Source organism: Peribacillus sp. FSL K6-5616 (genome assembly GCF_038008245.1).
GTDB classification, from domain to species: domain Bacteria; phylum Bacillota; class Bacilli; order Bacillales; family DSM-1321; genus Peribacillus; species Peribacillus frigoritolerans.
The window spans coordinates 3,428,370-3,447,193 of record NZ_JBBOYT010000001.1 but is presented as its reverse complement, the minus strand read 5'-3'; the positions used below and the strand labels follow the sequence as shown (position 1 = coordinate 3,447,193).

Annotated in this window: 20 protein-coding genes and 1 other annotated feature; of the genes, 15 read left to right on the top strand and 5 right to left on the bottom strand. The window is 44.0% G+C overall.

Annotated features, from left to right (window positions below; translation table 11 throughout):
- Positions 1-385 precede the first annotated feature (385 nt).
- The 8 genes from thrS to MHB45_RS16495 all read left to right on the top strand — a co-directional run bounded on the left by thrS (position 386) and on the right by MHB45_RS16495 (position 5,603).
- Complete coding sequence (thrS, locus tag MHB45_RS16530) at positions 386-2,317, top strand: threonine--tRNA ligase (RefSeq protein ID WP_048681177.1); 1,932 nt, start codon at positions 386-388, stop codon at positions 2,315-2,317.
- A 101-nt stretch (positions 2,318-2,418) separates the two neighbouring features.
- Positions 2,419-2,589 (top strand): hypothetical protein, encoded by a 171-nt coding sequence (locus MHB45_RS16525; protein WP_153246102.1) that lies wholly within the window; start codon positions 2,419-2,421, stop codon positions 2,587-2,589.
- A gap of 53 nt (positions 2,590-2,642) precedes the next feature.
- Entirely contained in the window at positions 2,643-3,137 is a 495-nt protein-coding gene (locus tag MHB45_RS16520) for a GNAT family N-acetyltransferase (protein ID WP_048681181.1), read from the top strand.
- A 126-nt stretch (positions 3,138-3,263) separates the two neighbouring features.
- Positions 3,264-3,400, top strand: a sequence feature (ribosomal protein L20 leader region).
- A 98-nt stretch (positions 3,401-3,498) separates the two neighbouring features.
- The gene (gene infC, locus MHB45_RS16515; protein WP_034309072.1) at positions 3,499-3,999 is read left to right on the top strand and encodes a translation initiation factor IF-3; all 501 of its coding nucleotides are present in this window, start codon (positions 3,499-3,501) and stop codon (positions 3,997-3,999) included.
- Positions 4,000-4,033: 34 nt separating this feature from the next.
- Entirely contained in the window at positions 4,034-4,234 is a 201-nt protein-coding gene (rpmI, locus tag MHB45_RS16510) for a 50S ribosomal protein L35 (protein ID WP_034309070.1), read from the top strand.
- Between the two features lie 35 nt (positions 4,235-4,269).
- Complete coding sequence (rplT, locus tag MHB45_RS16505; protein WP_034309067.1) at positions 4,270-4,629, top strand: 50S ribosomal protein L20; 360 nt, start codon at positions 4,270-4,272, stop codon at positions 4,627-4,629.
- A 68-nt stretch (positions 4,630-4,697) separates the two neighbouring features.
- Positions 4,698-4,973, top strand: coding sequence for a DUF1294 domain-containing protein (locus MHB45_RS16500; RefSeq protein WP_048681184.1), 276 nt, complete (start codon positions 4,698-4,700; stop codon positions 4,971-4,973).
- A 60-nt stretch (positions 4,974-5,033) separates the two neighbouring features.
- Positions 5,034-5,603, top strand: a complete 570-nt coding sequence (locus MHB45_RS16495) for a TVP38/TMEM64 family protein (RefSeq protein WP_048681189.1) — start codon at positions 5,034-5,036, stop codon at positions 5,601-5,603.
- Positions 5,604-5,656: 53 nt separating this feature from the next.
- Here the strand turns inward: MHB45_RS16495 and MHB45_RS16490 are convergent, their stop codons facing one another.
- Entirely contained in the window at positions 5,657-6,037 is a 381-nt protein-coding gene (locus MHB45_RS16490) for a hypothetical protein (protein WP_048681192.1), read from the bottom strand.
- Positions 6,038-6,147: 110 nt separating this feature from the next.
- On the opposite strand from MHB45_RS16490, the gene MHB45_RS16485 reads away from it, so the two are divergent.
- Complete coding sequence (locus MHB45_RS16485; protein WP_048681241.1) at positions 6,148-6,636, top strand: dUTP diphosphatase; 489 nt, start codon at positions 6,148-6,150, stop codon at positions 6,634-6,636.
- Positions 6,637-6,700: 64 nt separating this feature from the next.
- Positions 6,701-7,786, top strand: a complete 1,086-nt coding sequence (locus MHB45_RS16480; protein ID WP_048681196.1) for a M42 family metallopeptidase — start codon at positions 6,701-6,703, stop codon at positions 7,784-7,786.
- 61 nt (positions 7,787-7,847) lie between these two features.
- Here the strand turns inward: MHB45_RS16480 and MHB45_RS16475 are convergent, their stop codons facing one another.
- The 4 genes from MHB45_RS16475 to MHB45_RS16460 form a co-directional block, all read right to left on the bottom strand.
- Positions 7,848-8,552, bottom strand: coding sequence for a LutC/YkgG family protein (locus MHB45_RS16475; protein ID WP_253350219.1), 705 nt, complete (start codon positions 8,550-8,552; stop codon positions 7,848-7,850).
- Positions 8,546-9,976, bottom strand: a complete 1,431-nt coding sequence (locus tag MHB45_RS16470) for a LutB/LldF family L-lactate oxidation iron-sulfur protein (RefSeq protein ID WP_202186146.1) — start codon at positions 9,974-9,976, stop codon at positions 8,546-8,548. Before MHB45_RS16470 ends, MHB45_RS16475 begins: the two co-directional genes overlap by 7 nt.
- Before the next feature lie 23 nt (positions 9,977-9,999).
- Complete coding sequence (locus tag MHB45_RS16465) at positions 10,000-10,716, bottom strand: (Fe-S)-binding protein (protein WP_048681204.1); 717 nt, start codon at positions 10,714-10,716, stop codon at positions 10,000-10,002.
- A gap of 181 nt (positions 10,717-10,897) precedes the next feature.
- A complete protein-coding gene (locus MHB45_RS16460; protein ID WP_048681207.1) occupies positions 10,898-11,629 on the bottom strand; it encodes a FadR/GntR family transcriptional regulator in 732 nt (243 codons plus the stop codon).
- A 255-nt stretch (positions 11,630-11,884) separates the two neighbouring features.
- On the opposite strand from MHB45_RS16460, the gene MHB45_RS16455 reads away from it, so the two are divergent.
- From MHB45_RS16455 to MHB45_RS16435, 5 genes are all read left to right on the top strand, one after another.
- Complete coding sequence (locus MHB45_RS16455) at positions 11,885-13,573, top strand: L-lactate permease (RefSeq protein WP_072273361.1); 1,689 nt, start codon at positions 11,885-11,887, stop codon at positions 13,571-13,573.
- Between the two features lie 74 nt (positions 13,574-13,647).
- Entirely contained in the window at positions 13,648-14,760 is a 1,113-nt protein-coding gene (locus MHB45_RS16450; RefSeq protein WP_048681214.1) for a PucR family transcriptional regulator, read from the top strand.
- Positions 14,761-14,877: 117 nt separating this feature from the next.
- Positions 14,878-16,290, top strand: coding sequence for a glycolate oxidase subunit GlcD (gene glcD, locus MHB45_RS16445; RefSeq protein WP_072273360.1), 1,413 nt, complete (start codon positions 14,878-14,880; stop codon positions 16,288-16,290).
- A complete protein-coding gene (locus tag MHB45_RS16440; protein WP_072273359.1) occupies positions 16,287-17,612 on the top strand; it encodes a (Fe-S)-binding protein in 1,326 nt (441 codons plus the stop codon). The genes glcD and MHB45_RS16440 overlap by 4 nt, the downstream gene beginning before the upstream one ends.
- Before the next feature lie 257 nt (positions 17,613-17,869).
- On the top strand, positions 17,870-18,799 hold the full coding sequence (locus MHB45_RS16435) for a YsnF/AvaK domain-containing protein (protein ID WP_072273358.1): 930 nt from the start codon (positions 17,870-17,872) through the stop codon (positions 18,797-18,799).
- Positions 18,800-18,824: the final 25 nt, after the last annotated feature.

Here is an 18,824-nt window from a genome sequence, read left to right as displayed (position 1 = left end):
ATTTTCACCGTATAACAAATTATAATTTCCTACATACTATTAAAAAACTAAAAGTTATGATGAGGATAAGGGTATTCTAGTCGCCGATTATCAGAGAGGGAAGCCAACAGGCTGTAAGCTTCCTATTCGCATGGAACACTTACCACCTTTAAACTTCGGCTCGGAAAGCAGTCATTCTGCGAATATGAGCTGACGGGAAGCTGCCGTTACCAAGTTACAAGTGCCATTTTGCCGTGAAAAGCAAGCTGGAACGAGGGTGGAACCGCGGGTTAATGATATTTATTACTAAGCTCGTCCCTGTTTTATACAGGGGCGGGCTTTTTTGTGTTGTAATGGAATCAAAAACCTGTAATTTGTTCGAACAAATAAGAAGGAGTGAAACTGAATGTCAGAACTACTGAAAATATCTTTTCCTGACGGAGCGGTCAAGGAGTTTGCTAAAGGCACAACAACTGAAGACATCGCTGCATCCATCAGTCCTGGTTTAAGGAAAAAATCCATTGCCGGAAAATTCAATGGTGAATTATATGATTTAAAACGTCCGATTGAACAAGATGGTACAATCGAAATCGTCACACAGGACGCAGCGGATGCTCTTGAAGTATTGCGGCACAGTACAGCGCACTTGATGGCACAAGCGATCAAACGTTTGTACAAAAACGCTAAATTCGGCGTAGGGCCAGTCATTGAGGGCGGCTTTTACTATGATATGGATCTGGAGGAATCATTGACTCCCGAAGACCTTCCATTGATTGAAAAAGAAATGAAGAAAATCGTCAACGAAAACTTGGCAATCTCCCGCATCGAAGTGAGTCGTGATGAAGCGATTTCCCGTTTTAAAGAAATCGGCGACGAGTATAAATTGGAGTTGATCGATGCGATTCCTGCCGATCAGCAGGTAACACTTTATGAGCAAGGGGAATTCTTTGACCTTTGTCGTGGAATTCATGTTCCATCAACTGGGAAAATCAAAGAATTCAAGCTATTGAGCATCGCTGGAGCATACTGGAGAGGCGATAGCAAAAACAAAATGCTTCAACGCATTTACGGTACGGCTTTCTATAAAAAAGAAGATTTGGCCGAACACCTGCGTCTCCTTGAGGAAGCCAAGGAACGTGACCATCGTAAAATCGGCAAAGAATTGAACTTGTTCATGAGCTCACAGAAAGTGGGGCAAGGGCTGCCGATGTGGTTGCCAAAAGGCGCGACAATTCGCCGTACAATCGAAAGATATATCGTCGATAAGGAAGAACGTTTAGGCTATGACCATGTCTACACACCTGTAATGGGAAGCGTGGACCTTTATAAAACATCCGGACACTGGGATCATTACCAGGACGGCATGTTCCCGGTCATGGAGATGGAAAACGAACAGCTTGTACTGCGTCCGATGAACTGTCCGCATCACATGATGGTCTATAAAAACAGCATCCACAGCTACCGCGAACTGCCAATCCGGATAGCCGAGCTGGGCTTGATGCACCGCTATGAAATGTCAGGTGCCCTTTCAGGCCTTCAGCGTGTACGTGGGATGACATTGAATGATGCGCACATATTCGTCCGCCCCGACCAAATCAAAGAAGAGTTCAAGCGCGTTGTGAACCTTGTTCTGGAAGTATATAAAGATTTCGATATCAAGGATTATTCATTCCGTCTGTCTTATCGCGATCCTCAGGATACAGAAAAATACTTCGATGATGATGACATGTGGGAAAAAGCGCAAAGCATGTTAAAAGGCGCCATGGATGAGCTTGGTCTTGATTACTTTGAAGCGGAAGGTGAAGCGGCATTCTACGGTCCTAAGCTTGATGTTCAGGTGCGTACTGCCTTAGGGAAGGATGAAACGCTTTCCACTGTTCAGCTTGATTTCTTGCTTCCTGAACGTTTTGACCTTAATTATGTCGGTGAGGACGGCAAGCAGCACCGTCCGGTTGTTATCCACCGCGGCGTCGTTTCCACAATGGAACGTTTTGTCGCTTACTTGATTGAAGAATACAAGGGGGCATTCCCGACTTGGCTTGCACCTATCCAAGCACAAGTGATCCCGGTCTCACCTGAAGTGCACTTGGATTATGCGAAAGAAGTACAGGAAAAACTTAAAGCGCAAGGCATTCGTGTCGACCTGGATACACGTGACGAGAAAATCGGTTACAAAATCCGTGAAGCGCAAATGCAAAAAATCCCGTATATGCTGGTCGTTGGAGATAATGAAGCCAAAGAAGGCAGCGTGAATGTACGTAAATACGGTGAACAAAAATCCGAAACGATCGCTTTTGAAGATTTCGTTTCAGCGATTAAGGCAGAAGTGAGCCGTTAACAGCAAAAAGAGGGGCACATATAGTTGTGTCCCTCTTTTTAATTATGGCATGATGAAAACATCATGTGAAAATATGTACAGCAATGAAAAGGAGGGGCAGCATGAAAAAGAAATTTACTTATCTATTCGGACCGACATTCCTTGTCATCATCATCTTATTGTTATTGGATGGTTATCGACAATATGCCATCGTCCCGGTCCTGTTTTTTTGGATAGCGCTATTTTCTTGGGACGCCATTGAGAAAAAGAAAAAGGCGAAAGAAGACTCTTAACTTTGGATGGCTTTGGCCAGTATGGACTGTAACTAAAGGGGGAATGGGGATAAATGGAGATTAGAAAGGCTTCAAGGAAAGACGCGGGTAACTTGGCTGCTCTGATCAATCATGTAGAAGATTCCGGGTATATGCTGTTTAACCCTGGGGAAAGAAAAGCTACGGCGAAACAAATGGAAAAGCAATTGGAGCAAATAGAAAAAAATCCCCCTTCCATTGTCCTCGTTTCTGCTAGCGGCAATGAGTTGAATGGTTACCTAATCTTATTGGGCAATCAAATGGGCCGAACGAGGCATTCCGCCAAAATCGTCATCGGCATCCATGAACAGGATAGAGGAAAAGGCATCGGTCCGAAGCTATTTCAGAAAATGGAGGAGCATGCACGGACAAACGAAATACGGCGCCTGGAATTGTCCGTGATTGCAAACAACGCCCCTGCGCTTTCCTTATATCGAAAGATGGGGTTCGAAAAGGAAGGAATAAAGCGGGAATCACTGTTTTTTGATGGAAAGTATCATGATGAATATTTTTTGTCCAAATTACTTTAAAAAAACGTATTGTCAAATAACTGAATGTCTGCTAATATTAATTTTGTTGTGAAAAACGAATAAATTAGCATTTGACAAGTCATCAGTGTTTATGATATATTTCTAAAGTGAATTGAATACGTGTTTGAGGAAAAGAAGAAGCACCCGCTTCTCACCTGGTTGACGCAAACAATGCAGTTAACAGGTCATGATTTGATTATTTGGATCTTTCTGAATGAGTCTATCAGTGTGGGTGCAACATGCATCCACACTTTTTTATTATGATTATATCCTGTAAGCGAGTTGTGAGCGTGACCGAATTTATTCAAATATTCGTATTCGCCAATATCTTTGGAGGTGGCTAACTATTAGTAAAGACGCGATGGTAAACGAGGGCATCCGAGCCCGTGAAGTTCGTCTTATTGACCAAAACGGAGAACAACTTGGAATTAAAACGAAATTCGAAGCATTGGAAATTGCCGCTCGTGTAAATCTTGATCTAGTTTTAGTTGCTGCAAATGCAAAGCCTCCGGTAGCCCGGATCATGGACTACGGAAAACACCGCTTCGAGCAGCAAAAGAAAGACAAGGAAGCACGTAAAAATCAAAAAGTCATCAGTCTGAAAGAGGTTCGTTTGAGCCCGACGATTGAAGAGCATGATTTCAATACGAAGCTTCGCAACGGTATTAAATTCCTTGAAAAAGGCGATAAAGTAAAAGCTTCTATCCGATTCAAAGGACGTGCCATTACGCATAAGGAAATTGGTCAACGTGTACTCGTTCGTTTTTCTGAAGCATGTAAAGAAGTGGCTACAATCGAGCAACACCCAAAAATGGACGGGCGCAGCATGTTCATTATCTTAGCACCGAAAAACGAAAAGTAATTGTAAAGTAATTTGTAATGAGGAGGAATACCTTATGCCTAAAATGAAAACTCACCGCGGATCTGCTAAACGTTTCAAAAAGACTGGATCCGGCAAACTTAAGCGTTCTAACGCTTACACAAGCCATTTATTTGCTAACAAATCTACTAAGCAAAAGCGTAAGCTTCGCAAAGCTAGCCTTGTAAGCAAAGGTGACTTCAAACGTATTCGTCATATGCTAGACAACATTAAATAAGTTCGATTTATCGAGTTAAATAGGAGGGAAATAACATGCCACGTGTAAAAGGCGGTACTGTTACTCGCAAACGTCGTAAAAAGGTAATAAAATTAGCTAAAGGTTACTATGGCGCGAAACATATTCTTTTCAAAGTAGCTAACCAACAAGTAATGAAGTCAGGAAACTATGCTTTCCGTGACCGTCGTCAAAAGAAACGTGATTTCCGCAAACTTTGGATCACTCGTATCAACGCTGCAGCACGCATCAACGGTCTTTCTTACAGCCGTTTAATGCATGGCCTAAAGCTTGCTGGTATCGAAGTGAACCGCAAAATGCTTGCTGATCTTGCTGTTGCTGACGAACAAGCTTTTGCTCAATTAGCAACTGCTGCTAAACAACAATTAGACAAATAAGTCTGACTGATACAGCCACTCTCTTTTCAAGAGGGTGGCTTTTTACATATTTAAAGGAGGGAATGGGAATGCAAGGAGTATGGTTCATTGCTGCTTATATGATCATCACGAACATCATCGGCTTTGCCTTAATGGGAATCGATAAAAGGAAAGCGCGTAATGGGGAGTACAGGATCAGTGAAAAGACACTTTGGTTTTGGGCAGTCATAGGAGGAGGGACTGGATCCTTTTTGGGGATGAAGCAATTCCGCCATAAGACGAAGCATGCCGCTTTTAAGTGGGGCCTGCCTATATTGATGATTCTTCAGATAGGCTTATTGATTAAGTTATTCATTCAATTGTAATATGTAGCCCGTGTAGTGTATATGCTTGTAGAAGCAGCAAAGAGTAGCTGGAGGGAGAGCATGAATGATAAACTGACACTTGTGATGAGCTACGTTCAATCTGGAAGCGTGTTTGCACCGTTGATTTTTATCACTTTTCATTTATTAAGGCAATTTTTATTCATTCCCGTCATTGTGGTTTGCATGTCTGGAGGAGTTTTATTCGGGGCAGCTTTTGGAACCATCTATTCGGTAATCGGTTTGACGCTGTCCAGCCTGGCCTTTTATTTCGTGATAGGCAAATTTCCGAAAACAAAGGATAGGCTGCTGAGGCTTAAGAATAAGCTGTTTGGAAACCGAAAGCTCAACAGCCGGCAAATTGCAGTACTCAGGCTAATACCATTCATACACTTTTATTTACTGTCGCTTTGTTTATTGGAATCCAATAAAGGACTGAAAAATTATTTTTACCTATCCTTCATGACCAATCTTCCTGTAGCATTCGTATACACGGTTTTTGGCCACTATATTGCAGATTTCAGTCCCACGCTGATCGTCATCATTTTATTATCCTTAACCTTATTGATCTATTTATTGAGAGAGAAGCAGACGGTCGTCCCCTGGAAGGAATTTTTTCGTTCAGATGATTAATATAGAGCCTTGAGTCCATTTTCCTCAAGGCTCTTCATTATGTGTGATTTTTTTCAATTTTGTAAGAACTCCTTGACTGGGCTCTTCCAATCAATAACGGCATCAGGATATTGTTTTTTTATGGCTGCCTCGATTTTTAAGAAGTCATTTCGCTTCAAGCCTTTCAGGCCTGCCACTTTTTTAGGCCATATGAAGATGGAGATGACCTCGAAGGAGCGTTCCGTCGTCCCTAAATACTTTTCCCCTTCAAACATCACCCCGTTGTACGTCAATAAAAAATTCTTTCGTATATTGGCTGTATCGTCGAGCAGAAAGAATTTTTTCTGTTCATGTGCCAGCTCTAATTTTCTTTTCGGATTAAATAGGTATTTAATGACTGTATAAATTAAGAAAATGATGAGAGCCAAAAGAATGAACCGCATGATCAATACCATGGAGCTACCTCCTTAAACAGAGTGATTCCCTTTCATTTACGTATGGGTTTTTAATAAGTTTCATTTATTTGATATAATTTAGGGGAAGACGAAGGAAAGAAGTGATGAAAATGAATATAAGTAAATTAATGGAAATGCAGGCAGCTTTGGATGAGCATATACAATCCAAGCATGATTTGGGTGCGGAAGACTTGGTGGAACGGAAGATACTTGCTCTTTTAGTGGAGCTTGGAGAGCTTGCCAATGAAACAAGATGTTTTAAATTCTGGAGTCTTAAAGGACCCTCTGATAAAGAAACGATTTTGGCTGAATACGTGGATGGCATTCATTTCATTTTGTCACTCGGGATCGAACGGGGATTCGTACCGGAAGCTCCATCTGCCCTAAAGATGAATCAGGAGGATTTGACGGTTCAATTTACTGCCATTTACGGCTACATCAGTGAATTTCGCACACAGTTGACAGAGTCATCTTACCAAAAGGTTTTTACTGCTTATTTACATTTGGGGGAGTTGCTCGGATTCTCGGCAGCGGATGTGGAAAAAGCATATGTAAGCAAAAATGAAGTGAACTACGAAAGGCAAAAGCAAGGCTACTGATTGTTTATGAAATCGTTTGTCTGTATAATTATTCTTGTAATGTAAGTTATAAGGAGGTAAGGGAATGGCTCAATTGGATGAAACGTTAAAGATGCTTGCTGCCTTAACGGATGCTAAAGGCATTGCAGGAAATGAAAGTGAAGTAAGAAAAGTGATGACCGAATACATAACACCATTTGCGGATGAAATATCGACAGATGGCCTGGGAAGTTTGATTGCCAAGAAAACGGGGGATGAAAACGGACCGAAAATCGTCGTTACCGGGCATATGGACGAAGTCGGTTTCATGATCACCCAAATTGATGATAAAGGATTTTTGCGTTTTCAGCCGGTAGGGGGCTGGTGGTCACAGGTAATGCTGGCCCAGCGCGTGACGATCGTTACAGGTAAAGGTGATATAACGGGCATTATCGGTTCCAAGCCGCCACATATCCTGTCAGCGGAGGCGCGGAAGAAGCCGATTGATATTAAGGATATGTTTATTGATATTGGTGCATCCAGTAAAGAAGAGGTTAAGGAATGGGGCGTCAAGCCAGGGGATATGGTTGTGCCATATTTTGAATTCACGGTTATGAATAATGAAAAGATGCTGCTCGCCAAAGCCTGGGACAATCGAATTGGCTGTGCAATCGCCATTGATGTGCTTAAACAGCTGAAAGACAGCGACCATCCTAACGTAGTTTATGGAATTGGCGCAGTGCAAGAAGAGGTCGGCCTGCGTGGCTCCAAGACATCCACATTCAAAATTCAGCCGGATATCGGTTTTGCCGTCGATGTCGGCATTGCTGGTGATACACCGGGGATTTCCGAAAAAGAAGCGATGAGCAAGATGGGGGAAGGCCCGCAAATCGTCATCTATGATTCATCGATGGTGGCACATAAGGGATTACGCGATTTCGTCACCGACACAGCTGATGAAATGAATATTCCTTATCAATACGAATCGATTCCGGGCGGCGGGACGGATGCCGGCTCCATCCATTTAACGGCAAATGGTGTTCCCGCCCTGGCGATCACGATTGCCACACGCTACATTCATTCACACGCAGCAATGCTTCACAGGGATGATTATGAGAATGCAGTTAAGCTCATTGTCGAAGTGATTAAACGACTCGATCGCGAAGCGGTTGATCGGATCATTTACGAGTAATATAGTAAGTTAAAAATGGAGAGGCCTAATTTAGGTCCTCTCCATTTTCTTTTTCTTATTTCTACTTGTCTTCGACGATAATATAGACGGCTTTGATGGGTCCATGGACGCCGACGACAAGGTCCATTTCGATATCAGCCGAATTGCTCGGCCCTGTTATGAAATTGATGCAGGAAGGAACGACTTCGCCCCGGGTAACCTTTGAACGGATGGCCGCAGCAGCCTGGGTCATTCGCGGAACGATGGTGCTTTTTGGAATGATGGAAACATGGCAGGAAGGAAGGAAGCTGATGGAACGGCCGTGGTCCTTGTCGCTGAACAAGACGACGGTCGCTGATTCTGCTAGTGTCATCTCACTGAAAGTGATTCCGATGTTAGCTCTTTCTGCTTTTTCGATATTTTCATTCCCGGCTTGGTGATCCCATATATGGACATCATTTTCCTTTAAGATATCCTCTAACCCATACTCGGTAAATCGATCGTCCTTAGGGATGATCACGGGTCCGTTTCCAAGTTCCTCGATCACTTGTGTTAAGCAATTCACCACTTGCTTGGAGTCGGTAACGTGAAATGGAGTATGCACCCGTTTACATTGCTCCTTCAATTCCGCGACAAGATCATTTTGTTTCGCATGTTTCAAAACTTCTTTTTGGGGGGCATGCTTCCATTCCGGAACGGAGATGCCTTTCGTAATAGGAGCCCTTCCCAGGTTTTTGGCTATATTGTTTAAAAAGGTCCCTTCATTATGGATGGTTCCATTCATGATGGTTTCCCTCCTTTTTCCCGATTTTTGAACCAGTCCCGAAAGCTCTCTTTCGTTGGAGCAGGGAACTCGCGGCTTTCTGTCCAAGTTTTGAGCGGTCCCGGTCCTTTCGAGATGATATCCCCGGTTTTAAAAGGTGACATCGCTGATGGGGCCATTTTGGAGCCGAACTTATAAAGCATAGGCGATGCCGCACCAATTCCGAAGGCCTTCATGGCCATCTTTTCTGAAAACGGCGCCATTTTTTCCTTTTCAACGATGACTTCCCGATGCTTCCTCAGTAAATCATGGAGAGGAATCTTAACCGGACAGGCATCCGTACAGGCTGCACAAAGAGTGGAGGCATATGGCAGTTCCTTGAAATCATCATATCCTCCGAGTAAAGGTGAAAGCACAGCACCGATTGGTCCGGGGTATATTGAACCATATGAATGACCGCCAACCTGGCGATAGACCGGACAGACATTTATACAGGCAGCACAGCGAATGCATTGAAGAACGGATTGAAACTCAGTCCCTAAGATGGAGGAGCGGCCATTATCTACGATAACAAGGTGAAACTCCTCGGGTCCGTCTGCATCGCCTTCATCACGCGGACCGGTAAGTGCGGTGATGTAACTGGTCAATCTTTGGCCGACAGCGCTTCTTGTCAATAAGCTGACAAGGATTTCGAATTCATCGAATGTAGGTACAAGCCGTTCCATTCCCATCACGGTGATTTGCGTTTTTGGGAGGGCAGTGACCAAATCGGCATTTCCTTCATTCGTCACCAGTCCGATCGAGCCCGTTTCCGCAATCGCAAAATTACAGCCGGTAATGCCCACATCGGCGCTTAAGAAATCTTTCCGCAGAATGCCCCGCACATGGGCGGTAAGCTCCTCCGGTTTTTCGGTTTGCGTATAGGCAAGCTTTTCTTTAAAAACATCCCTGATCTGCTCTTTATTTTTATGGAGCGCAGGTGCGACGATATGGGAAGGGGGATCATGATCATCCACTTGTAAAATGTATTCTCCAAGGTCCGTTTCAACGACATCGAGGCCAACTGCCTCAAGAGTTGCATTCAAATTGATCTCTTCCGTGACCATCGATTTGGATTTCACGACCTTTTTGGCATTCTTTTTTACAATGACATCCTTAATGTAGCCGCTTGCTTGTTCAGCGGTTTCAGCGAAAAAGACATGACCGCCCCTTTTCGAAACGTTTTCGGCAAGCTGGTGCAAATAGAAATCAAGGTTACTGAGCACATGCTGCCGGATTTCTTCCCCAAGGGATCGCCAATCCTCCCAGCTTCCCAATTCATCAACGGCAGTCAGCCGCCGTCCGTGTAATCGTTCTTGGGCACTGGATACGGCCAATCGCATAAAGTCATTATGTATTCCTTCATCCACCCGGTCTTTAAATTTGGCAGAGCTGGTTTTCATAGCCATTAGTTTTTCCCTCCTCGCTTTCTTTAAATGCTATTCAGGACTTCCGCAATGTGAAGGACTTTCACCGGTTGCCCCTTCCTTTGGATCCGTCCGCCGATATTCATCAAACATCCTGCATCCCCGCCGATTAAAAAGTCGGCACCGGTAGCTTCAATATTGCATACCTTCTCCTCGACCATTTGCCCGGAAATGTCACCCATCTTAACCGAAAAGGTCCCCCCGAACCCGCAGCAGTTTTGGGCATCCGGAAGTGGTGTCATTTCCAGTCCCCTGACATGGCTTAATAAAATGGCAGGGGCTTCCTTCACCTTAAGCAGCCGTGTCATATGGCATGAAGTATGATAAGTGGCCTTTCCCTTGAGGGTCGCCCCGACGTCGGTCACTTTTAAGACATCCACGATGAATTGGGACAATTCATATGTTTTAGCAGCTAATGATGCCGCTTTCCTTTCCCATACGGGATCGCCTTTGAAAAGAACCGGATATTCCTTGAACATTGCTGCACAGGAACCGGAAGGGGTTACGATGTATTCAGCATCCGCGAACGTTTTAATCATCTTTTTCATGGCTTCCTTCGATTCCTTCGTATATCCGCTATTATATGCCGGCTGTCCGCAGCATATCTGGGACTCCGGGAAATCGATCTCACAGCCTAATCTCTCGAGTAGCTCCACTGTCGCTTTGCCGACATTGGATTGAAACAAATCCACTAAACATGTTGCAAAGAGAGTAACTTTCAATCTGAACTCCTCCTTTTTCAAAATAGGTTAACAGGTCATCTGATGACTAGAAAATGGAAAAAGGAAATGGCTAAGTGAAGATACCAATTTCCAAGATTTTTTAAATGAAGTAATCGTTTTCAAAATAATATATCAATTTAATCCTTTTTTGTATAGGGTATTTTTGAAATTTAAAGGAATGTCAATGATTCTTATGCTGATTTTTTTGGATGACCCGGTCCAGCGATTCCTCGACGCTTTGAAGATGAAACAGCATGGCACTGCGGGCTCCGTCTTCATCCTGTGCCACGATTGCGTCATATATCCTGACATGCTGCTGGTAAAGCTGCTTGAGTGTCATCTCTTCGGAATAAAGCGCAACCCGGCGGATATCACGCATCTTTTCCGTCATTAATTCTGAAACATGGTTCATCAATGTAATCAGCAGCTCATTTTGTGATGCGTTTGCCACGGCAACATGGAAGGAGATATCCGCTTTATCACTTAGCTCTTCATCATCCGAGACCTTGTCCATATTAAAAAGCATGTCCTTGAGTTCGATAAGGTTTTCTTCCGTCCTCTTCTTCGCTGCCACTTCTGCCGTACCGGACTCAAGGATTTTCCGAACTTCCAGTAAATGCTTGATATTGTCTTGATCCATCAAAAGGGCGGCAGACAATGGGTGGTTCATGATGGCAGGGTCGAAGGTTTTGACGAATGTTCCTTCACCTTGTTTTATTTCAATAAGACCCATTGAACTCAATGCACTTAATGCTTCGCGGATGGCCGGGCGCCCGACTTGGAAATTTTCCGCAAGCTGCTGAATGGAATCCAATTGTTCACCTGGTTTCAGGCTGCCTGACCGAATCATTTCATAAAGTTCATCGCTGACTTCTTCATAAATTTTTTTCGGCTTTATTTTTTTATATACCAAGTAGTAGCACCTCTATTTTCTATGAGTTTCTCTAGTTAATATTATATAACACAAATGATCTTTGACACTTCCAGAAGCGTTAAAAAATCAACAAAAAATAAAAAAAATCTTGATTTTATATTTTCAATCATTTAATTTAAATGAGTACTCATCAAGTCATCTGATGACTTTGAATATTTAAATATGTAAGGGGTTTCAATTAGCGTTTAATTTCTGAATTTTTTAAAAAATTTATTGAAAAAGGAGTCGAAATGAATGACATGGACACAAAACTTTACGCCGATCACCGATAATTTAGTTTTATCATCTCTTGCCGCACTCATTCCAATTCTTTACTTTTTCTGGGCGCTTACCATCAAACGCATGAAAGGTTACATGGCAGGTATAACCACGTTGCTTGTAGCTCTTGCAGTGGCTGTATTGATATATGGGATGCCTGCAGGAAAAGCAGTGATGTCCGCTTCACAAGGAGGCGTATATGGGCTGCTCCCAATCGGATGGATAATCATCACTTCCGTATTTTTGTACAAGATGACTGTTAAAAGCGGACAATTCAATATCATTCGTTCTTCTGTGCTTTCGCTTACGGAAGATCGGCGCCTCCAGGCATTATTGGTGGCATTTTCTTTCGGGGCCTTTTTAGAAGGTGCTGCGGGATTTGGAGCACCGGTCGCCATTTCAGCCGCGCTTTTAGTCGGTCTCGGCTTTAACCCGCTATATGCAGCCGGGATTTGTTTGATCGCGAATACCGCTCCGGTAGCATTCGGGGCGGTTGGAATACCGATCATCGCCATGGAAGGCCCCACTGGCATAGCCGCCATGGAGATTTCCAAAATGGTCGGCCGCCAATTGCCATTCCTTTCGGCTTTCATTCCGCTTTATCTCATTTTAATCATGACTGGGTGGAAGAGGTCGCTTGAGGTCTTGCCGGCAATTTTGGTTTCCGGAATTTCCTTTGCCATCACACAATACTTAAGTTCGAATTTTCTTGGGCCCGAATTACCCGACATCCTATCCGCGTTAGTGTCACTGTTTGCTTTGGCGATTTTCCTTAAATTCTGGAAACCTAAAACGATCTTTCGCTTTGCATCAGAGGAAACGGCAGCTGCTGTCGAACCATTATATACAGCCGAAACGGAAACAAAATACACGAAATGGCAGATATTCCATGCTTGGTCACCATTCCTTCTGTTAACGCTTTTCATCACAATATGGGGGATGAACCCAATAAAGCCGGCACTATCCGGACATTATGAAGGCAACAATGTGCTGCTTGGCGGAATCAATGAAATCGGGAAACTATTAACCTTCCAAATCGAAGTGCCAGGTCTGCATAATGAGATAATCGGAAGCAATGGATTGCCGATTGCGGCTTTCTATAAAATAGAATTGCTCGGAGCGGCCGGGACGGCCATTTTACTGGCTGCCATCGTAACGAAGTTCATCGCACACATGTCTGCAAAAGACTTTTATGGCACCTTTGTTGAAGCGATGAAAGAGTTGGCCAAACCAATCTTGATGATTTCTACCGTGGTCGCTTTTGCTTATGTGACGAATGCTTCAGGCATGTCGACAACATTAGGGATGACCCTGGCAAAATCGGGTGATTTATTTCCTTTCTTCGCACCTGTTCTCGGCTGGCTGGGTGTGTTCATTACCGGATCGGATACATCAGCCAACCTCTTATTTGGCAGTCTGCAGAAAGTGACTGCGCTTAAAGTGGGGATGGAACCGGTCCTGGCACTGGCGGCGAACTCTTCCGGAGGGGTCACCGGAAAGATGATTTCCCCCCAATCGATAGCGATAGCTTGTGCTGCCGTAGGATTGGCGGGCAGGGAATCGGAATTATTGAGATTCACGCTTAAACATAGCTTATTTTTATTGCTGCTTGTTTGTGTGATTACCTTCTTGCAAAATGGCGTCCTTTCCTGGATGATTCCATAAGTAGAATGAGGCTCCCTTTTTCATCGGGGAGCCTCGAAATATTTTCAAGTCCATTCAAAAAAGGAGGACATATCATGCAATTGGCAGCTGTTGCAGGAAAATTGGTGCATGAGGTTCGAAAACTGATTGATGAGGAGATCATCATTATTGATCATGCTGGCATGATTATCGCCAGCACCGATGGCAGCCGTATTGGATCTTTTCATGAAGGAGCCATCCACGCTTTCAACAATCGTGAGAAATTGATCATCAATAAACAGGATGAACGAAGTTGGAAAGGAGTGAAGGCAGGGATAAACCTGCCTATTTTCTTTAATCAGGAAGCCGTTTGTGTCATTGGAATTACAGGTGACCCCAAACATGTTTCCCCTTATGCGGAACTATTAAAAAAGATGACGGAGATGTTCATTCAGGAAAGCTATCATATTGAACAATCAGAATCCCAATCACGTCTGATGGAATTCTTTGTGTTTGAATGGCATCAGCTGCAGACGTTCAATGAGCACTTCCTTCAGAAGGCCAAGTTACTTGGGGTCGATGTTCATGCGGACCGGATCATCACCCTTGGTGAATTCAAGACGGAGGAAATCATTGAACCTCATGTATGGAGAACGCTTCAGATATTCATAAGACAGCAGCATCCCAATGACATCGCAGTACGTTGGGGGAGGAACCGGTTCGTCATTCTTTCAATGGCCGATTTCATCGGTTCAAAAAACCAGCAATATATGAAACTAAGTAAACTGCAAAAAAAGCTGGAAGAGAGTTCGGGTTATAAAGTGTGTGCAGGAGTTAGTTCACGTGCATCAGGATCCGCTTTCAGGCCAGCGTTTTTTAAAGCGGAACGTTCCTTGAAAATCGCGTCTTCTTCATCAGGTATCATATTTGACGAGGACTTGAAACTTGAGGTCCTGCTTGATGAAGTTACCGCTGAAACAAGACAGGAATATTTATCCCGGACGATTCAGGAGTTGCTTCCTAATGAGGAGCTGCTTAAAACCCTTACCATGTATTTTGCATGTGATCTATCTTTAAAAGAGACGGCTAGAGCCCTGCATATCCATATTAATACCCTCCATTACAGGCTCAAGCGCATAGAGGATTTGACCCGGCTGAATCCTAGGAAGCTAGCCGATTTAGTCACGATGTATTTAGCAGTAAGTGTATTGGATAAACATACAAATTAATTCTATGTAAAGCTCAAAACTTTATATGTTCATACATAGAAGGCCGAGTGTTTTTTTCTTATACTTACATCATATTAAAAATCTAGAATTTCCTATGTTTATATGAGGAGGATGTACATGTTAACAAAGCAGGTTAAGCAGCTGCTTCTTACCATCGTCGGTCAGGAGAATTACGATGACTCGAAAGTGGAATGTCTAGTCTATTCATATGATGCAACGCCTGGGTTTCAAGCGATGCCGGATGCTGTCATCAAACCGGGCAGCACAGCTGAAGTCGCAGCCATCGTCAAAGTTTGCAACGAATACAATGTTCCGATCGTTCCACGCGGGTCTGGGACGAATTTAAGCGGAGGCACATGCCCGACAGAGGGGGGGCTTGTCCTTTTATTCAATCGAATGAATTCATTACTTGAAATAGATGAGGAGAACTTAACGGCGACCGTACAGCCTGGGCTCATCACTTTGGACTTGATTTCAGCAGTTGAAGAGAAGGGATTGTTTTATCCGCCGGATCCAAGTTCGATGAAAATCTCCACGATTGGCGGCAATATTAATGAGAATTCTGGTGGACTGCGAGGCTTAAAGTATGGAGTCACCCGTGATTATGTCATCGGGCTTGAAGTGGTCCTTCCAAATGGGGACATCATTCGAACAGGGGGCAAGCTTGCCAAAGATGTAGCCGGTTATGATTTAACGAAACTTTTTGTCGGATCGGAAGGGACCTTGGGCATCGTTACGGAAGCGACCTTAAAGCTGATTCCAATGCCGGAAACGACTAAGACGATGCTTGCCTTATATCAAGACCTGGATGCTGCAGCCCAGTCAGTGGCTAAGATCATTTCAAATAAGATCATTCCTGTGACATTGGAATTTCTGGATCGGCCGACGTTGATCGTGGTTGAGGACTTTGCGAAAATCGGTTTACCTACCAATGTGGAAGCCGTCCTGCTGATTGAACAGGATGGACCGCCTGAAGTGGTGGAACGTGATATGAAAAGAATGGCCGATATCTGTCTGGAGGAAAAGGCGGTTTCCGTGGAAATTGCCGAAACTGAATCTGACGCTGTCGCCTTGAAAACGGCAAGACGGACAGCACTTTCCGCATTGGCACGCCTCAAGCCGACGACCATTTTGGAAGATGCCACCGTTCCTCGCTCGGAAATTGCCAAAATGGTTAGAGCGATTAATGAGATCGCTGACAAGCATAACGTGGACATTTGCACGTTCGGTCATGCTGGGGATGGGAACCTCCATCCGACATGCATTACCGACGCTCGTGATCATGAGGAAATGGATAGGGTTGAGCTCGCTTTTGCCGACATTTTTGCCGCGGCTATCGACCTTGGCGGGACGATAACCGGTGAACATGGTGTAGGAGCGATGAAGGCCCCGTATCTTGAATGGAAGCTGAAGAAAGAAGGGATTGATGCCATGAAGGCGATTAAACAGGCTTTCGATCCCAATAACATCATGAATCCCGGCAAAGTATTTGCCAAGGAAACCAGGAAAAGGGTGGTGGTTTCTACATGACGACAGTTCAGGAAAGGGAAACCATTGCCATTCAATTCGCGGAAAAAATGAATGAAGATGAATTGTTGAATTGTATGCGCTGCGGCTTTTGCTTACCCCATTGCCCGACATACATAGAATCGGGGCTGAAGGAATCCCATTCACCAAGGGGCCGGATTGCACTTATGAAAGCGGTGGCCGATGGCGTAATTGAGCCAGATAGGGATGTAGAACGGTCGTTGAGTCTTTGCCTCGGCTGCAGGGCTTGTGAACCTGTGTGCCCTTCAGGTGTGAAATACGGACATCTTCTTGAAGAAGCAAGGGATATCATCCATCAGAATAAAAAACACAGCTTCCCTGTAAAAACGATCCGCAAGGCCGTTTTTAATGGACTATTCCCGCACCAGGAGCGAATGCAGACCATGACAAGTTTGCTTGGCTTCTATCAGAAATCAGGCCTTCAATACATGGCCCGTAAAACGGGAGTCCTCAACATGCTACCGGATAATTTGGCAGCCATGGAAAAAGTGCTGCCGAAAGTCCCGAAAAAATCAGAAATGAAAAATCGGCCAACCGAACTGCCTGCTATCGGAACCCCCCTCAAAAAGGTGGCTTTCTTTTCCGGCTGCTTGATGGATACGATGTTTTTGGAAACGAACAAGGCTACACTTAAGCTTCTTCAGCTGGCCGGCTGCGAAATCGTGATTCCGAAATCCCAGGCCTGTTGCGGGGCGCTGCATGGTCACAGTGGTGAAAAAGCAGGTGCAAAGCAACTGGCCAAGCGTAATATTGAAGCCTTTGAAACGGAGGAAGTTGATTATATCATTACGAATGCCGGCGGCTGCGGCGCTTTTCTCATAGATTATGATCATCTGCTCCAAGATGAACCGGAATGGCACGACCGTGCAATCTCATTTAAAAATAAGTTGAAAGATATCAGCCAGATCCTTGTTGATTTGCGTTTTCAGGAAAAAGTTCGCCTGAAACTGCCAGCTCAATCCGTAACTTTCCAGGATTCCTGTCACTTACGGAATGTGATGAACACCTCCTCGGCTCCGCGAATTCTCCTTCAATCAATAGAAGGAATCGATTTCAGGGAAATGAAGGATGCCGATCGCTGCTGCGGCTCAGCTGGGATATATAATATTGTTGAATCAGAGATGTCCATGAACATTCTCGACTCTAAAATGGAGCACACTAAATCGACACAGGCAGATATTGTTGTCACGGCAAACCCTGGCTGCCTGATGCAAATGCAATTGGGGATCGAAAGGGAAAACTTGGGGGAATGCACAAAAGCGGTGCATATTGCGGACCTGCTAATAAAGGCTGTGGCTTTATAATAGAAGAAAAAAGATCACAAGCAGTTTATGAAAAAATGAAATGGCAGGATTTGGTTAAACATTACATTTTTATAAATTTGGGGGAAACCCTTGTAAAGCTTGGATTTCAATTAAAAATGCGTTCTGTGCTGAGAACGAATTGTAAATGATATAACAAAAATGAAATATGGATTCCTCGTTTACTTAGGAAAATGGCGGGTATTGTTTATATATAGCATCCACTAAACGAAACAACAAAACCTAAGGAGGAATGTAAAATGAATAAAACAGTATATGGAGTATATGAATCAAATGCAGAAGTGATCCAAGCAATTAATGCACTTAAGGCAAAGGGCTTTGAAGGGGACGATATTACGGTCGTCGCAGATAAGGAAGAAACACTGGATTTCACGAACCATCAACGTGAAACGGATGTTCACACAATGACGAATGTTCCTAACGACGAATCGTTTATGGACAAGGTGGCACGTTTCTTCATGCCGGAAGATACGGCAGACCTTTCAACAAGATTGGCGAATGCAGGCCTTTCGAATAGTGATGCGGCTGAACATGTCTTTGATGTAGAAAATGGAAAAGTCCTGGTTCTGGTTGAAGAAGGTGAAGGCCATCTTGGAACGGCAAGAGATAAATTCACGACCGGAACAATGGACACTGCCGGTACAAGGCTTGATACCAACTCCACCAACCCACTATATAATGGCACGGAAAAAACCGATGCTTTAAATAAAGAAGGTGTTTATGGAGTCAACGGACAAGGCCGTGAATTGCCAGAAGATGAAAGGACACTTACACTTCGGGAAGAACAGCTGAACATTGACAAAGAAAGAGTTCAGACAGGAGAAGTCGTCATTAATAAAGAAGTCAATGAACAGCATAAAACGATCAATGTCCCTGTTGAACACGAAGAAGTGACAGTTGAGCATAGATCGGTTTCAGGACGTGAAGCGAATCGGGAAACCGGAACCATTGAAGATGGGGAAACATTACGAATCCCGGTTGTTGAAGAAAAACTGGAAGTTTCAAAAAAACCGGTTGTCACCGATGAAATTGTCATCAAGAAACATGCTGTACAAGAAACGGAACAAGTTCAGGATACACTTAAAAAGGAAGATATCCAGCTTGATAGTACAGATGAATCGATCGTGAATGAGAAAAAGGCAACTGAACGTAGAACCGACCGCTTCTAAGAGTGAAGGAAATGACCTGCAGTTT

Excerpts from the sequence above, each read along its gene's own strand:
- thrS (WP_048681177.1), top strand. The coding sequence starts at position 386 with ATGTCAGAACTACTGAAAATATCTTTTCCTGACGGAGCGGTCAAGGAG.
- MHB45_RS16525 (WP_153246102.1), top strand. The coding sequence starts at position 2,419 with ATGAAAAAGAAATTTACTTATCTATTCGGACCGACATTCCTTGTCATC.
- MHB45_RS16520 (WP_048681181.1), top strand. The coding sequence starts at position 2,643 with ATGGAGATTAGAAAGGCTTCAAGGAAAGACGCGGGTAACTTGGCTGCT.
- infC (WP_034309072.1), top strand. The coding sequence starts at position 3,499 with ATGGTAAACGAGGGCATCCGAGCCCGTGAAGTTCGTCTTATTGACCAA.
- rpmI (WP_034309070.1), top strand. The coding sequence starts at position 4,034 with ATGCCTAAAATGAAAACTCACCGCGGATCTGCTAAACGTTTCAAAAAG.
- rplT (WP_034309067.1), top strand. The coding sequence starts at position 4,270 with ATGCCACGTGTAAAAGGCGGTACTGTTACTCGCAAACGTCGTAAAAAG.
- MHB45_RS16500 (WP_048681184.1), top strand. The coding sequence starts at position 4,698 with ATGCAAGGAGTATGGTTCATTGCTGCTTATATGATCATCACGAACATC.
- MHB45_RS16495 (WP_048681189.1), top strand. The coding sequence starts at position 5,034 with ATGAATGATAAACTGACACTTGTGATGAGCTACGTTCAATCTGGAAGC.
- MHB45_RS16490 (WP_048681192.1), bottom strand. The coding sequence starts at position 6,037 with ATGGTATTGATCATGCGGTTCATTCTTTTGGCTCTCATCATTTTCTTA.
- MHB45_RS16485 (WP_048681241.1), top strand. The coding sequence starts at position 6,148 with ATGAATATAAGTAAATTAATGGAAATGCAGGCAGCTTTGGATGAGCAT.
- MHB45_RS16480 (WP_048681196.1), top strand. The coding sequence starts at position 6,701 with ATGGCTCAATTGGATGAAACGTTAAAGATGCTTGCTGCCTTAACGGAT.
- MHB45_RS16470 (WP_202186146.1), bottom strand. The coding sequence starts at position 9,976 with ATGGCTATGAAAACCAGCTCTGCCAAATTTAAAGACCGGGTGGATGAA.
- MHB45_RS16455 (WP_072273361.1), top strand. The coding sequence starts at position 11,885 with ATGACATGGACACAAAACTTTACGCCGATCACCGATAATTTAGTTTTA.
- MHB45_RS16450 (WP_048681214.1), top strand. The coding sequence starts at position 13,648 with ATGCAATTGGCAGCTGTTGCAGGAAAATTGGTGCATGAGGTTCGAAAA.
- glcD (WP_072273360.1), top strand. The coding sequence starts at position 14,878 with ATGTTAACAAAGCAGGTTAAGCAGCTGCTTCTTACCATCGTCGGTCAG.
- MHB45_RS16440 (WP_072273359.1), top strand. The coding sequence starts at position 16,287 with ATGACGACAGTTCAGGAAAGGGAAACCATTGCCATTCAATTCGCGGAA.
- MHB45_RS16435 (WP_072273358.1), top strand. The coding sequence starts at position 17,870 with ATGAATAAAACAGTATATGGAGTATATGAATCAAATGCAGAAGTGATC.